The sequence below is a fragment of the Bradyrhizobium sp. genome (assembly GCF_019242285.1).
Taxonomy (GTDB): Bacteria; Pseudomonadota; Alphaproteobacteria; order Rhizobiales; family Xanthobacteraceae; genus Bradyrhizobium.
The window spans coordinates 1-14,344 of sequence record NZ_JAFAVV010000897.1 but is presented as its reverse complement, the minus strand read 5'-3'; the positions used below and the strand labels follow the sequence as shown (position 1 = coordinate 14,344).

The 14,344-nt window shown below is 64.7% G+C and carries 11 protein-coding genes and 1 other RNA gene; 5 read left to right on the top strand and 7 right to left on the bottom strand.

Annotated features, from left to right (window positions below; translation table 11 throughout):
- Positions 1-35 precede the first annotated feature (35 nt).
- Positions 36-196, bottom strand: a non-coding RNA gene (gene ssrS, locus JOY90_RS36835) — 6S RNA.
- A 153-nt stretch (positions 197-349) separates the two neighbouring features.
- Between ssrS and JOY90_RS36830 the strand changes: the two genes are divergently transcribed.
- Positions 350-2,197 carry a PQQ-binding-like beta-propeller repeat protein gene (locus JOY90_RS36830; protein ID WP_291695999.1) on the top strand — a complete coding sequence of 616 codons (1,848 nt, stop codon included), beginning with the start codon at positions 350-352 and terminating at the stop codon, positions 2,195-2,197.
- Between the two features lie 20 nt (positions 2,198-2,217).
- Here JOY90_RS36830 and JOY90_RS36825 read toward each other — a convergent pair whose 3' ends face one another.
- The 3 genes from JOY90_RS36825 to JOY90_RS36815 all read right to left on the bottom strand — a co-directional run bounded on the left by JOY90_RS36825 (position 2,218) and on the right by JOY90_RS36815 (position 4,844).
- Positions 2,218-2,859: a glutathione S-transferase family protein gene (locus JOY90_RS36825; protein ID WP_291695998.1), complete on the bottom strand. Its 642-nt coding sequence runs from the start codon at positions 2,857-2,859 to the stop codon at positions 2,218-2,220.
- A gap of 103 nt (positions 2,860-2,962) precedes the next feature.
- A complete protein-coding gene (locus tag JOY90_RS36820) occupies positions 2,963-3,601 on the bottom strand; it encodes a VOC family protein (RefSeq protein WP_291695997.1) in 639 nt (212 codons plus the stop codon).
- Between the two features lie 115 nt (positions 3,602-3,716).
- Entirely contained in the window at positions 3,717-4,844 is a 1,128-nt protein-coding gene (locus JOY90_RS36815) for a ring-opening amidohydrolase (protein WP_291695996.1), read from the bottom strand.
- Positions 4,845-6,052: 1,208 nt separating this feature from the next.
- Between JOY90_RS36815 and JOY90_RS36810 the strand changes: the two genes are divergently transcribed.
- Positions 6,053-7,354, top strand: coding sequence for a hypothetical protein (locus JOY90_RS36810; protein ID WP_291695995.1), 1,302 nt, complete (start codon positions 6,053-6,055; stop codon positions 7,352-7,354).
- Between the two features lie 327 nt (positions 7,355-7,681).
- On the opposite strand, the gene JOY90_RS36805 is transcribed toward JOY90_RS36810, so the two are convergent.
- The 3 genes from JOY90_RS36805 to JOY90_RS36795 form a co-directional block, all read right to left on the bottom strand.
- Positions 7,682-8,782, bottom strand: a complete 1,101-nt coding sequence (locus tag JOY90_RS36805; RefSeq protein ID WP_291695994.1) for a Fic family protein — start codon at positions 8,780-8,782, stop codon at positions 7,682-7,684.
- Between the two features lie 621 nt (positions 8,783-9,403).
- Complete coding sequence (locus JOY90_RS36800) at positions 9,404-9,787, bottom strand: cell division protein ZapA (RefSeq protein WP_291695993.1); 384 nt, start codon at positions 9,785-9,787, stop codon at positions 9,404-9,406.
- The gene (locus JOY90_RS36795) at positions 9,784-10,122 is read right to left on the bottom strand and encodes a DUF4164 domain-containing protein (protein WP_291695992.1); all 339 of its coding nucleotides are present in this window, start codon (positions 10,120-10,122) and stop codon (positions 9,784-9,786) included. Before JOY90_RS36795 ends, JOY90_RS36800 begins: the two co-directional genes overlap by 4 nt.
- A 283-nt stretch (positions 10,123-10,405) precedes the next feature.
- Here JOY90_RS36795 and tkt point away from each other — a divergent pair, with 283 nt between their 5' ends.
- The 3 genes from tkt to pgk all read left to right on the top strand — a co-directional run.
- Positions 10,406-12,397, top strand: a complete 1,992-nt coding sequence (gene tkt / locus JOY90_RS36790) for a transketolase (protein ID WP_291695991.1) — start codon at positions 10,406-10,408, stop codon at positions 12,395-12,397.
- 141 nt (positions 12,398-12,538) lie between these two features.
- A complete protein-coding gene (gene gap, locus JOY90_RS36785) occupies positions 12,539-13,546 on the top strand; it encodes a type I glyceraldehyde-3-phosphate dehydrogenase (RefSeq protein ID WP_291695990.1) in 1,008 nt (335 codons plus the stop codon).
- Between the two features lie 132 nt (positions 13,547-13,678).
- A partial coding sequence (gene pgk, locus JOY90_RS36780) for a phosphoglycerate kinase (protein WP_291695989.1) occupies positions 13,679-14,344 on the top strand: 666 nt, incomplete at its 3' end.

The following is a 14,344-nucleotide window of genomic DNA, read 5'->3' as shown; positions in this document are numbered from 1 at the left end:
CGGGACGCGCGGAAACAGCAAGTGCAAAGAACAAGCGCGAAGCCGCCATCGCCGTTGGAACGCTCGATCCCGGAGTTCCCTACGAAAGTAGGTGGGCACCATATGTCCGGATCCACGGACCCGGCCAGGGACAGTTCCCTAAAGGATCGATAAGGCCCCGGGGATATATGGTCCCTGACGCGCGACGCAGCCTCGCTGCGCGTAATGTAGCGACGAAGCGCCCAAACCGCCAGCGTTAACCGGTGGCGGGATGGGATCACCACGTTGGCGCGGCCTGTTCGAGCCCTGTCGCCTGCATTATCGTTCCGGATCGCGGCGACCAACCCGCCAATCGAACTTGGGAAACGCCATGAAGCTCGGCATTGCCATCGTCGGTCTCTCGTTCTGGCTGTCTTCGGCCGTATTGGCCCAGCAGGTCGGCTCTGATCTTTATGCCCGGCATTGCGCCCAGTGCCACGATGCCGGCGACCCGCAAAGCCGGGTGCCCAACCGCGGCGCGCTCGGGTCGATGTCGTTCGAGCACGTGCTCCGGACCATCACCTCGGGCAGCATGGCCGACATGGCGAAAGGCCGGACGGAAGAGGAGCGCAAGGCCCTCGCCGCTTTCGTCACGGGCAGGACGGCCGGTGATCCTCCGGCGACCGCAACCAACGAGGCCTCGGCGGCGTGCGCCGAACGGCCGCTCACATTTGAGGGCGCGCTCGATGCACCGCGATGGAACGGCTGGGGCGCGGATACTAACAACAGCCGCTTTCAGCCGATGGAGATGGCGCGGCTGACGCCGGAGCAGGTGCCGCGATTGCAGGTGAAATGGGCTTTTGGATTTCCGGGCGTTACGGTCGCGAACGCCCAGCCCACGGTGATCGGCGGGATGCTGTTCGTCGGAGGCGCGGATCGCAAGCTTCACGCGCTCGACGCCAAGAGGGGATGCACGATCTGGACCTACGCGACGGAGGCGCCGGTTCGCACCGCGGTGAGTTTCGGTCCACTGGCCGGAACGGATCAGTTCGCCGTCTTCTTCGGAGACGTCCTTGCCAATGTCTACGCCGTGAACGCCGCGACCGGCGCACTGATCTGGAAGCAGAGGGTCGAGGACCACCTGGCGGCCCGGGTCACCGCGACACCGGTCCTGTCTTCCGGTGTCCTCTACGTTTCGGTCTCGTCCATCGAGGAGGCGACGGGATCGCAGGCGTCCTACCAATGCTGCACGTTCCGCGGCAGCGTGGTGGCGCTCGACGCCGCGACCGGCGGACGCATCTGGAAGGCGTATACGATTCCCGAGCCGCCACAGCCCACGACCAGGAATACGCAGGGAACGCAGCTCTACGGCCCGTCGGGCGCCTCGGTCTGGTCGGCCCCGACCATCGACGTTCAGCGCCGGGCTCTTTATGTCGCAACTGGAAATTCCTATTCGAACCCGCCGGCGGACACCAGCGATGCCATCCTCGCCTTCGACCTGAAGACCGGCCGGATGCTCTGGCACCGGCAGGCGACACCGAAGGACAGCTTCGTCGTGGCTTGCTTCGGCGCCGACAGGACCAACTGCCCGCAGGATCACGGGCCGGACCACGATTTCGGCCAATCGCCGATCCTGGCGGCCCTGCCCGATCGGCATCGCGCACTGGTCATCGCGCAGAAATCGGGCGTGGTTCACGCGTTCGATCCCGACGATGAGGGAAAGCCGCTCTGGGAGACGCGGATCGGCGAAGGCGGAGCGCTCGGCGGCAGCGAGTGGGGCTCCGCCGCGGATCAGAACCACATCTACGTCGCGAACTCCGACGTGCGGTTTCTTCGCGACGGCACCCGGCGCCTCGATCCGAACGCGGGCGGGGGCCTGTTCGCGCTCAGCCTGTCGGACGGGAAGGTGACGATGCAGGTGCCGCCGGTCCCATGCGGGGACCGCGAGCGATGCAGCCCCGCCCTTTCCGCCGCCGTCAGCGCCACTCCCGGTGTCGTTTTCTCGGGCAGCGTCAGCGGCTATCTGCGCGCCTATGCCGTGGAAGACGGGCGACTGCTCTTCGAATTCGATACGGCGCGCGACTACACCACGGTCAACGGCGTCCCGGGCCATGGCGGTGCGATCGATGGCCCCGGTCCGGTCATCGTGGACGGCATGGTCTACGTGAACTCGGGCTACGGGCAGTGGAGCGGCATTCCCGGCAACGTGCTGCTGGCGTTCGAGGTGCGTGAGCGCTGAGTGTCTGATATCGCGGCCGCTCACGTCAGCAGCAGCGCCATGCCCGGATCGCCCTTCTCCATCGCCCGCCGGTAGGCCGGCCGCGCGCCGATGCGGGCGAGATAGCCGATGATGTTCGGGCAGCGCTTCAGATCATAGGGCTGGAAGTAGCGCATGGTGGTGAGCGAGAAGCCCATCATGATGTCGGCGGTGGTGAAGGTGGGGCCTGCGAGATAGTCCGCGTCACGCGCCCTCGCCTCGATGAGGTCGAAGGCACGGTCGACCCGCGCTCTGGCGACGGAAAGGACCGGATTATCGTCGGCGAGCTTGAGCCGGTTCAACATCATCAACCGGCCCATGCCGGCCTGCAACGTGCCGTTGGCGAAATGAAACCAGTAGAGGAAGTGCGCGAAGTCGGGATCATCGGCCGCGAGCGCGAGGCGGCCGTTGCCGTATTTCGCGACGATGTACTCGACGATGGCGCCGGACTCGGCCAGCAGGAGATCGCCGTCGGTGATGACGGGAGCGGAGCCGATGTCGTGCAGCGCCTTGTAGTCGGCCGGCGCGAGCATGGTCCTGGCGTCGCGTGCGTAGCATTTCAAGGCGTAGGGAATCTCCAGCTCCTCGCACAGCCAGACGATGCGCTCGGACTGCGACCTGCCGAGATGATGGACGGTGAGCATGATGACCTCGTTCCGGTTTGCGATGCTGGAGCGGAGTCGTGCACGGTTTCCATCACGAGGCAAGCCGCAACGCAGCCAGGCCGCCGTTCGGCCTGGCTGCCTCTCACGAGGGCAGCTCCTTGCCGGTCTGCTCGCGGACGATGTACTCCGCATACCAGTCCGGCCAATCCTCATCATGCTTGCCGAGCCGCTTCTCATGCTCGCCATGCGCGGCCGCGGCGCGGCGCAGCGCCGCCGCAAGGTCGCCCGACGAGGTGAAGGTCGTGTCGGTTTCCACGCGGCCAGGCAGCCGCGTCGTGATCTCCTGCAGCAGCCAGCCATTGCCGTCCGGGTCGCTGAACGAAGCGAACGACCGGTAGCTGCGACGCTCCGGGTCTTGACCGTCGACGCGGCGCCGCCCGAACAGGTAGGGCTCGTCCGGCCCATCATAGACGCCGCTCGCGTCATGAAAGACCTCGGACACCTTAGCGCCTCTGTCGAGCAGCTCCTTGCGCGCGGCGGTGATGTCGGAGACGATCAAATACAGGCCCTGCGCCGAGCCGGGCGGCGCCGCGGTGACATTCCTGCCGAAGATCACCGAGCAGCCGGAGCCCGGCGGCGTGAACTGGATGACGCGGTAGTCGTCGCCCGAGGCAAAATCGGCGTCGAGCCGCCAGCCGAGGCCGGCATAGAAGGCCTTGGCCCGGTCGACGTCCGATACCGGGATCACGACGATCTCGAGCTTCATGTCGAGCCTGTTCATGTCCAAACTCCCCTTCCGGTTTCAAGGCGTTTATGAGCGGGCCGACACAACGAAGGTCCACGCCTGAACAGTCCGATCTTGGCGCCATCGTCGCGAAATTGCCCGTTAAGTGTTGTTAGGAGCCGTTAGCCGTCGCAAGCCGGACGATGGCGGCGACCGGGCCGCCGCCGGGCGGCCCCTGATGCTCGGCGCCGCCGGAAACATAGATCGCGCTGGTGCCGGCCAGCCCGCTGATCAGGCCGCCGACGGCGGCGCGGGCATGCCGGGTGGCGCTGATGTCGGTATCCTCCAGCATGGTGTGACGGAATCCGCGGACGCTGCCGTCCGGCGAGGCTTCCGCCTTGGCGAAGATGTTGACGAGCTCGCGGCCTGCCGCGGGCGCGGCCCCCACCTGCAATCCGACAGCGTGCAAAACCTCGATCACGGCGTCGGCGTCGATCGCGTCGCCCATGACGGCATGGGCAATCACGAACGGGCTCGCCGACGCTTGCGAATTGCCGAGCACGATGACGACGTTGTGCATCAGCTCGATGCCCGACGAGGTCGACGCCACCGAGGAGAACAGGTCGTAGCGGCGCAGCACGTCCTCGTCGCCGACCCTGTCCTCGATCTCGCCGAGCGCCACGGCAACGCCGAGCGCCGAGGCGCCGCGCGAAAAACCCATCGAAGCATAGGCGCTGGTGGTGGCGGTCGCGTGGCCGCGCGCGGCCGCCGCGGCAATGCGTTCGCTGGTCAGGAGCGGGCATTTGATCTGCACGAAATGGACGTCGCGCGGATCGGCGATCTCCGCGTCCACCATCGCGGCCGAGACCGCCTTGGCCGTTTCCGCAATTTGCGCGCTGCGGCCGAGCTCCTCGGGCAGAAAGTCCCGCGTCTGCGCGATCCCGATGCTGAGGCGCTTGCCGGATACGGCGAAGGATGGTCCGTCGGCAGCGACGCGTCGCGTGAATACGGTGATGTGCGGGCTGAGCACGCCCTCGGTGCCGCCGGACATCACGAAGGCGATGCGCTGCTCGACCGCGCGCGGCGTCAGGCCGAGATGCGGCGCGAGCGCCGCGCAGTGTGCGGCTGTGGCGTATTCCCGGGTGAAGTCATTGACGCCGCCATTGCCCTCGGTCTTGCCCAGGATCGCAAGGATCGCGCTTGGGTCGATCCGGCCCTGCGCGATCAGGCTCATGAACCCCGAGACATCGCCCGGACCGCAGGTGGCGATGCGGACGACGTCGACCGATGATCTGCGCATGCTGAACCCTCTGCCCAAAGTCACACATCGCGGGCCGCAAGGAAAGGACCTCACCGCGCCGCCTCGCAATGACGAGCCAGACTGCGGACATGCGGATGCATTCTCGCGACAGATCAGCCCGAGGTTTGCGAGACCGAAGCCCTCGAACATCAAGAGGGCGCAGGGAAGACCGGGCACCGGCTGATGCCCATGGCCCCCGTGCAACAAGGAAGCACGGGGTAGGAACCACAGGTTCAGCCAAGGATACCCGGCCTTCCCTGCGCGATGGTGTTAACGCTTATAACGTGCTCTCCTCGGCGCACCGGGCTTTCTGGCCGCCGTCATCCGCGGATCGCCCGCGAACTTGATTCCAGCGTCGGGGAATCAGGACCACACGCCTTCGCGTCCGCGTGGTGCTGCTCGTCTCGCAGCACCGCCGCGTCCATCGCATCCCGCGCCCAACGTTCGTGACGATCGCGAAGCGCCCCTCTTGCGGGCACGGGATGGCCCTGGATATACACGACTTCTGAAAAAAAGAAAGAAAAAAATCAGACGATGCCGCCTGAGCGCCGGCATCGGCCTGAAACGGCTCGCGAAATTTCCGTTTTGGCGCAGACGATTTCGGCAGGTTTTCCAAGCCGGCGCGGGGCAGTCGCCGTTTCACTCGCATCGGTTTCGCCCGCTGGGGCGAATCGGCCGCGCCGGATCGCAGGGCAGGACCATCGCATCTGGCTCGATTGACTGCGTCACGGACGGCGCGCTCCCTCCCCTGAAAGGCAGGGTTATCGCATATGAACTCGAGCCATCGGCACGACCGGTCACCCTCCCCTGGAGAAGGGTCGGCTCACATGAAGCGAAGCGGAATGTGAGCCGGCGTGGGGTGATGCTTCCGCGCGCACACTGTCTGATACGGCGAGACCGTCACCCCACCCCGGCACGCATCTCGCTTCGCTCGATCGCGTGCCGACCCTCCCCCTCCAGGGGAGGGTAAGCCCAACCGCTCTGCTCTCCCCATATGCGATAGCCCTGCGCTTGCGGGGGAGGGTTGGGATGGGGCCAGCCACCGGCACAAATCTCGCGGTGAAAGCTGACCCCCCGGATCGCATCATGCGATGCGATCCGACCTCCCCTTTCAGCGGGAAGCCATTCCTGACTACAACGGTGGACATCAGCGAGGAACCAACCGGAGGCGAACCGATTATGTTTCGGATTTAAGACGGGCCATTCCAATGAAAGTGCCGGGATCGTTCAGCAAGAATATCGACATAATCGGCTACTGCGATATGCAGGACCGTCCGGCCTTTAAAATGTGCATCCAACAACGGGCCGATCGTTGGTATCTCTACACGGCTCATTTCTGGCATCACGGCTGGAGCATCGTGGACGTCACCGATCCGGCTAATCCTCACGTTGAGCGATTTGTAGAAGGACCAGACAACACGGCCACGTTACAGGTGTCGTTGCAAGGCGAGACGATGGTCACCGCACTAGAAAAGCCGCTGCCCGGCTTTGGAGGAGACGACAACGCGCCGTTCGAGGAAGGCGTGCTGATCTGGGATATCTCCGATCCCATCGATCCGGTGAAACTCAGCCATTGGCGAACTGGGGGGACCGGCACTCATCGCAATCTCTATGCTGGCGGCCAATATGCGCATCTGGCCGCCAATATGGCAGGATTTAAAGGCAATATTTATGTCATACTCGACATCAGTGATCGCGGTAAGCCCAGAGAGGCAGGTCGATGGTGGATACCGGGTCAGAAAGAGGGCGAAACGCCGACATCAGAGATCGTGACCGCACGGGCAATCGCTTCGAAGAAGTACGGTCTGACATCTCTTTCGATGTGCGGGTGCATGGGCTTTTGCGGGCGTCCGGGCGTCGATGGAATCTCCTTGCACGGACCGCCTTACGTATCCAGCAATCTCGCCTACGTCCCTTATGGAGCAGCAGGACTCGTTGTGCTCGACATCAGCGACGTTTCTCGACCGAAGGAGATAGGCCGTCTCAATTTCAGCCCTCCCTTCCACTCTGCGTTCGGTGTGCATAGCGCCCTGCCAATCCCCGAGCGGAAGATCGCCTTCGTCAGCTCTGAAGACATATCGTACGGGCAGGGGCCCGCGCACCACGCTTCAATCGTAGACATCTCTGATCCGACGGATCCTTGGTTATTGTCCGTGCTTCCCCAGCCAATTCCACCGTCAGGCGCAGACTACCCGGACTTCCATAGCCGAGGCGGTTGGTGCGGACCGCACAACATCAATCACAATCAGTACCACCCGGATGTCGAGAAGCAGAGCGACCTCTTTTACATCGCCCATTTCAACGCCGGCCTTCGCATCTACGATGTCGCGAACACACGGCTGCCCGCCGAGGTGGGCTATTTTCTGCCGCCGGAGCCAACTCGCCGCTTTGGACCCATGCCACAGGGGAAGCTGGTTCTCCAAACCGAGGACGTCGTCGTAGACCGGCGCGGTTACATCTACATAAGCGACAAGAACCAGGGCGTCTGGATTTTGCGCTACAAGCGATAAAAACCTCGCAGTCCTGCCGGCTTTGCTTTCTTCATCGTAAGGGCGATTGGTGCGTGCTGCGCGCCGGATTCACGGACGTATTGGTCACCTGGATGCTGATCAAATGAAAAGGCGCGATCGGCAACCTCTGGTCTACGCTGACTCCCAAGTGCGTAGGGTGGGCAAAGCGGCCACATGCACTGAAGCCTGCCACACGAAGGCAGAAGCGTGCCCACCATTCCAGGCAGCGTTGTTGATGGATGGTGGCGCTTCCGCCTACGCTCGGCGAGCTTCGGCGGACGCGGACGCGCCTTAGCCCACGCTACCCCTCTCGCCACGGCGGCAGCGTCAGACGTTCAGATGATAGCGCGTATGCCGCAATTCGCCGGTTCGCGTCAGCGCGCCCATTGCCACCAGTTCCTGCAAGTCGCGCGTCGCGGTCGCACGGGAGGACTGGGTGATGCTGATGTAGTTCTGCGCGCTCAGCCCACCGGCGAAGCCGTCGACGCCCGAACGAAACAGGCGGGCAATGACCTTGTCCTGGCGCTCGTTCAGCCGGCCGCGCAGCCTGTCATACAGCCTGGCCTTGGCGATGTGGAAGTTCACCCGCTTGATGGTGTTGACCTGCGCATCGTTGACGGTCTTGGCGAAGTAGGCCAGCCAATCCGTGATCTCCAGCTCCCTGTTGTTGCGTTCGAGCGCGTCGTAATACGCAATGCGCGCGCGCTCGATCGTGTAGGCGAGCGCGATCAGGCTCGGCTGTCCGAGATGCTGCGCCAGCGCCTTCTCCGCGAGCGCCCGGGCGATGCGGCCATTGCCGTCCTCGAACGGATGGATGCAGACGAAATAGAGATGCGCGATGCCCGCGCGCGTCACCGCCGGCAAGGGTGGGGCGCCGCCGGGCTGCGTGTCGTTGAACCAGGCGACGAACGCGTCCATCTCGGCCGGCATGCATGCGGATGGCGGCGCCTCGAAATGCACCTCGGGCTCGTCCTCGCCTTCGGAGACGACCTGCATGGCCTCGACGTGGGTACGATAGGCACCGATGACGTCGATCTGCCGTTCGCCGGCCATGATCATCTTGTGCCAGGCGAACATCGTGTCATGCGTCAGGGGTGCCGCGAAGTTGCGATAGAGATCGACCATCATCTCGGCGATGCCGCGCTCGGCAGGCGGCACGCGTCGCCGATCGAAAGCGAGCCCGAACTGCTGACGCAGCGACCACTGAACGCTGTCGCGGTTGAGAATCTCGCCCTCGATCGCAGACGTCTTCAGCGCCTCGTCGCCGATCAGCTCGATCCTCAGTGCATCCTGGTCGTCGGCGCCGATATGGCGGAACGCGCCGATCAGCTCGCCGGCGCGCAGCAGGAACTGCCGCTCCGGCTCAGCCAGGGCATTGCTATCATAAGTGAATTTCGGCCAGCCCGGCCGTTGCCAGTTCCAGGTCATGAGTTATAGCGGCCATTCCTATAGCTCATAAATAGCACATAATTTGAGCTATAAAGAGCCTTTCCATAGCTCACCTATCGACGTTTGGCCAGCATGACCGACCTTGTCTTCGAATTACCAGGGACCGGCCGCCCGTCCGGGATGCGTCCGCGCCGATGGTTTCAGTGCCTGGTCTCTCGGGAGAGGATCGTTATGACAGCGTCGACATAGCGCTCCAGTCATCCTGCGATTTCCGGCTCAAAGCGTTTCGTCCAACCTCTTACGAAGGCCGGAAGTTCTTCGCGCCTGCCGGTCTTTATCAGGATCATCGGAGCATAATACGAAATGCAAAGCTTGAGATGCCGCCGCGTGCGGCCTCGACGATGCTTTCGAATGTCAGATGAGCATCGAAGAAAGGATACGCTTTCTTGCGCAAACAGTAGACGACGTCGTCGGCAACGCTCGTGGGCAGCTCGGGACTCGTAGGATGGGCAAAGCGGCCTCTTGCGTCGAAGCCTGACACACGAAGGCCGGAGCGTGCCCACCATTTCGGAGCGACACTGTGGCAAGATGGTGGGCACGGCGCTTTGCGCCTTTCCACCCTACGGACTCGCCTGCTCCAGCCGAAATCGGCGACTTCACTCACCCGATCGCGACGCCCCCACCCACCGTTCGGTTCAAGATCTGCGTCGTCTTCTCGATGCGCTCGGCGGCGGCGTTGAGGGCGTTCGCGACCGCGGCCTGGGTGGCCTTGGCGCGGTCGGCGGCGGCGATGCGGACGTCGCGGAGATTGTCGATCTCCTTCTGCAGATTGCGGATGCGCTCGCCGGCATCGAGCAGCTCGTCGCACACCGTCAGCGCGGCCATCACCGTGAGCCTCGCGTCACCGATCTCGCCGAACCGGCCGCGCAACTGCTCGACCCGCGATTCCAGGCTGTCGGCGAGCTTCAACAGCCGCACCTCCTGGCCCTCCTCGCAGGCCATGCGGTATTGCCGGCCGTTGATGGTGACGTTGATGTGGCTCATTCGTCCTCATCCTCTTCGTGGTCGGCGCCGGCGCCATTGGCCTCGCCGAGCACGGCGCGGATGGTGCCGATCGCCGCATCGAGCCGTTCTGCGATCTCGCGGTTGGCGCGCTCGAGCTTGCGCGAGCGCACCAGCGAGCCGTCGAGCTCGTCGGCGAGCCGCGAGCGGTCGGCGCCGAGCGCCTGGATCCGGGTCGCCAGCTCGTCCTCGTCGCGGTCAGCCTCGCGCCGCCGCTCGACCGCGCTTTCCAGCGCATCGAGCGCCGACATGAGCCGGCGCGTCGCCGAGTCGAGCTCGGCGAGTGGTGGCTCCAGGTTGGCAGGACGATCGTTCATACTTACGTACAATGCGCAACAGGACTTCCGCCGACCTGCCCGCCGCATTCCCTCAAGAGAAATGCGGCCAGGCCAAGCCTTTGGAGATGCTGAAATCTACGTGGCAAGCCGGCCCGGCGCAACGCCGCGTCTCAGCTATGCACCGCAAAGCAACTCAAACGGCGGCCTGGGCGTTGGACTCCCGGAACCCAGGTGGTATCCAGCCGAAATCCCCATCCAGACGCCCGTAAATCCGCGGGGCCCCGCGCACCGAATCAAGCCCTCATTCAGACGGAATCTCATCATGACGCAAGTCGATCCTACCCGTATGGCGAACGCGATTCGCGGGCTCGCCATGGACGCCGTCGAGAAGGCGAAATCCGGCCATCCCGGGCTGCCGATGGGCGCCGCCGACATCGCCACCGTGCTGTTCACGCAATTCCTCAAATTCGACGCCACCGACCCGAAATGGCCGGACCGCGACCGCTTCATCCTGTCGGCCGGCCACGGCTCGATGCTGCTTTATGCCCTGCTCTATCTGACCGGTAATGCGGAGATGACGCTCGACCAGCTCAAGCACTTCCGGCAGCTCGGCTCCAAGACACCGGGCCATCCCGAGAACTTTCACACCAGCGGTGTCGAGACCACCACCGGCCCGCTCGGCCAGGGCATTGCCACTGCGGTCGGCATGGCGGTGGCGGAGAAGATGCTCGCCGCCGAGTACGGCAGGAAGATCGTCGATCATCACACCTACGTCATCGTGTCCGACGGCGACCTGATGGAGGGCGTCTCCCAGGAGGCGATCGCGCTCGCCGGGCACTGGAAGCTCAACAAGCTGATCGTGCTCTATGACGACAACGGCATCTCGATCGACGGCCCGACCTCGATCTCCGATTCGGTCGACCAGGTGAAGCGCTTCAAGTCGGCGGGCTGGGCGGCGGAATTGATCGACGGCCAGGACCAGGCGGCGATCGCGGCCGCGATCACCCGCGCGAAGGATTCCAACAAGCCGACGATGATCGCCTGCAAGACCACGATCGGCTACGGCGCCCCGAACAAGGCCGGCACCGCCAAGGCGCATGGCGAGGCGCTGGGCGCCGACGAGCTGAAGGGCGCCAAGGAGAAGCTCGGCATCTCGCTCGAGCCGTTCTCGGTGCCCGACGACGTGCTTGCGGCCTGGCGCGCAACGGGGGCGCGCGGCGCGGAGGCGAAGCAGGAATGGGAGACGCGGCTTGCCGAGATGGGTCCGCGCAAGCGCGCCGAGTTCGAGCGCCGTCTGCGTCACGAGCGGCCGGCGTCGCTCGGCAAGGCGCTCAAGGAGCACAAGCAGAAGCTGCTCGCGAGCCCGCTCAACGTCGCCACCCGGAAATCCTCCGAGGCCGCCATCGAGGTGATCGCCGAGGCGATGCCGTTCGAATTCGTCGCCGGCTCCGCCGACCTCACCGGCTCGACCAACAACAGGGCGAAGACGGCGGAGAACTTCTCCGCCAAGACGCCCAAGGGCCGCTTCATCCATTACGGCATCCGCGAGCACGGCATGTGCGCGGCCGTGAACGGCATCTTCCTGCACGGCGGATTTGCGCCGCATGGCGCCACCTTCCTGACGTTCAGCGACTATGCGCGGCCGGCGATGCGGATCGCGGCCCTGATGCACGCCGGCTCCGTCTACATGATGACCCATGATTCGATCGGGCTCGGCGAGGACGGTCCGACCCACCAGCCGGTCGAGCATCTGGCGGCGCTGCGCGCGATTCCCAACATGCGCGTGTTCCGGCCCTGCGACGCCATCGAGGTCGCCGAATGCTGGGAGCTTGCGCTCAACCGTAACGACGGCCCGACCGTGCTGGCGTTGACGCGGCAGAACGTGCCGCAGCTCCGGACCTCCGCGCCTGCGGACAATCCCTGCAGCCATGGCGGCTATGAGCTGGTCGCGGCCCAGGGTGACGCAAAAGTGTCATTTTTCGCCTCGGGTTCCGAGGTCGAGATCGCGGTCGCCGCGCAGAAAACCTTAACGGAGCGCGGCATTGCGTCGCGCGTGGTCTCGGTGCCCGCACTGGAGCTGCTGCTGGCGCAGCCGGCCGAGAAGCGCGCTGCGATCATCGGCAATGCCCCGGTCAAGATCGCGATCGAGGCCGCAGTGCGCTGGGGCTGGGACGCCGTGATCGGCCAGGACGGCGAGTTCATCGGCATGCACTCGTTTGGCGAGAGCGCACCCGCCAAGGACCTGTTCAAGCATTTCAACATTACCGCCGAGGCGGCGGTCAACGCGGCGCTGAAACGCCTGGGGAACAGTTGAGCTGGCAAGGAAAAAGGACTACCAAGGGCTCAATCTTTCCCGCTCCCGCCCGGCCGAACCGGGCGTGTCCGCCCAAAGAGCCACGCCGAGGACTTATGGACAGTCCTTGCGGGGCGACAGACTCATTAGAGGAGACGACAGATGGCAGTCCGCGTCGGAATCAACGGATTTGGCCGCATCGGCCGCAACGTGCTGCGCGCGATCGCGGAATCCGGCCGCAAGGACATCGAGGTGGTCGGCATCAACGATCTCGGTCCGGTCGAGACCAATGCGCACCTGCTGCGCTATGACTCCGTGCACGGCCGCTTCCCCGGCACCGTGACGGTCGACGGCGATACGATCAGCCTCGGCAACGGCAAGATCAAGGTGTCGGCCGAGCGCGATCCCTCGAGGCTGCCCTGGAAGGAGCTCGGCGTCGATATCGCGCTGGAATGCACCGGCATCTTCACTGCCAAGGACAAGGCCTCCGCGCATTTGACCGCCGGCGCCAAGCGCGTGCTGGTCTCGGCACCGGCCGACGGCGCCGACGCCACCATCGTGTTCGGCGTCAATCACGACACGCTGAGCAAGGAGCACATGGTGGTCTCCAACGGCTCCTGCACCACCAACTGCCTGGCGCCCGTGGCCAAGGTCTTGCACGACACGGTCGGCATCGAGACCGGCTTCATGACCACGATCCACGCCTATACCGGCGACCAGCCGACGCTGGACACGCTGCACAAGGACCTCTACCGCGGCCGCGCGGCTGCGATGTCGATGATCCCGACCTCGACCGGCGCCGCCAAGGCGATCGGGCTGGTGCTGCCTGAGCTGAAGGGCAAGCTCGACGGCGTCTCGATCCGCGTGCCGACGCCCAACGTCTCGGTGATCGATTTCAAGATCGTGGCGAAGCGCGCCACCGACGCCAAGGAGATCAATGAGGCGATGAAGCGCGCCAGCGAGCAGCAGCTCAAGGGCATCCTGGGCTATACCACCGCCCCCAACGTCTCGATCGACTTCAACCACGACCCGCATTCGTCGACGTTCCACATGGACCAGACCAAGGTGCAGAACGGCAATTTCGTGCGCGTGATGTCCTGGTACGACAACGAGTGGGGTTTTTCCAATCGCATGGCCGACACGGCGGTGGCGATGGGCAAGCTGCTGTAACGACAAATACCCGTCATTCCGGGGCGGTCGCAGGACCGAACCCGGAATCTCGAGATTCTGGGTTCGATGCTTCGCATCGCCCCGGAATGACCGCAGGTGGACAATCCCCGGGCTCCACAAGGGGAGTATCAAATGACAAACCCATTCCGCACCCTCGACGACGTCGACCCGAAGGGCAAGCGCGTGCTCTTGCGCGTCGACCTCAACGTGCCGGCCGAGAACGGCCGCGTCACCGACGCGACGCGGCTCGAGCGCGTCGCGCCGACCATCACCGAGATCGCCGACAGGGGCGGCAAGGTGATCCTGCTCGCGCATTTCGGCCGCCCCAAGGGCCGCGAAGAGAAGGAATCACTGAAGCCGGTCGCCGCCGCACTTTCCGAAGTGATCAAGCGGCCGGTCGGCTTTGCCACCGACTGCATCGGCGAGCCTGCTGCGAAGGCGGTCGGCGCGATGAAGGATGGCGACATCCTCTGCCTGGAGAACACCCGTTTCCACAAGGAGGAAGAGAAGAACGATCCCGCCTTCGTCGCGGAGCTGGCAAAGCTCGGTGACATCTGGGTCAACGATGCGTTCTCGGCGGCGCACCGCGCCCATGCCTCGACCGAAGGCCTCGGCCACAGATTGCCGGCCTATGCCGGGCGCAGCATGCAAGCCGAGCTCGAGGCGCTGGGCAAGGCGCTGGAGGCGCCGGCCAGGCCTGTCATCGCGGTCGTCGGCGGCGCCAAGGTGTCGACCAAGATCGATCTGTTGGAGAACCTGGTGGCGAAAGTCGATGCGCTGGTGATCGGCGGCGGCATG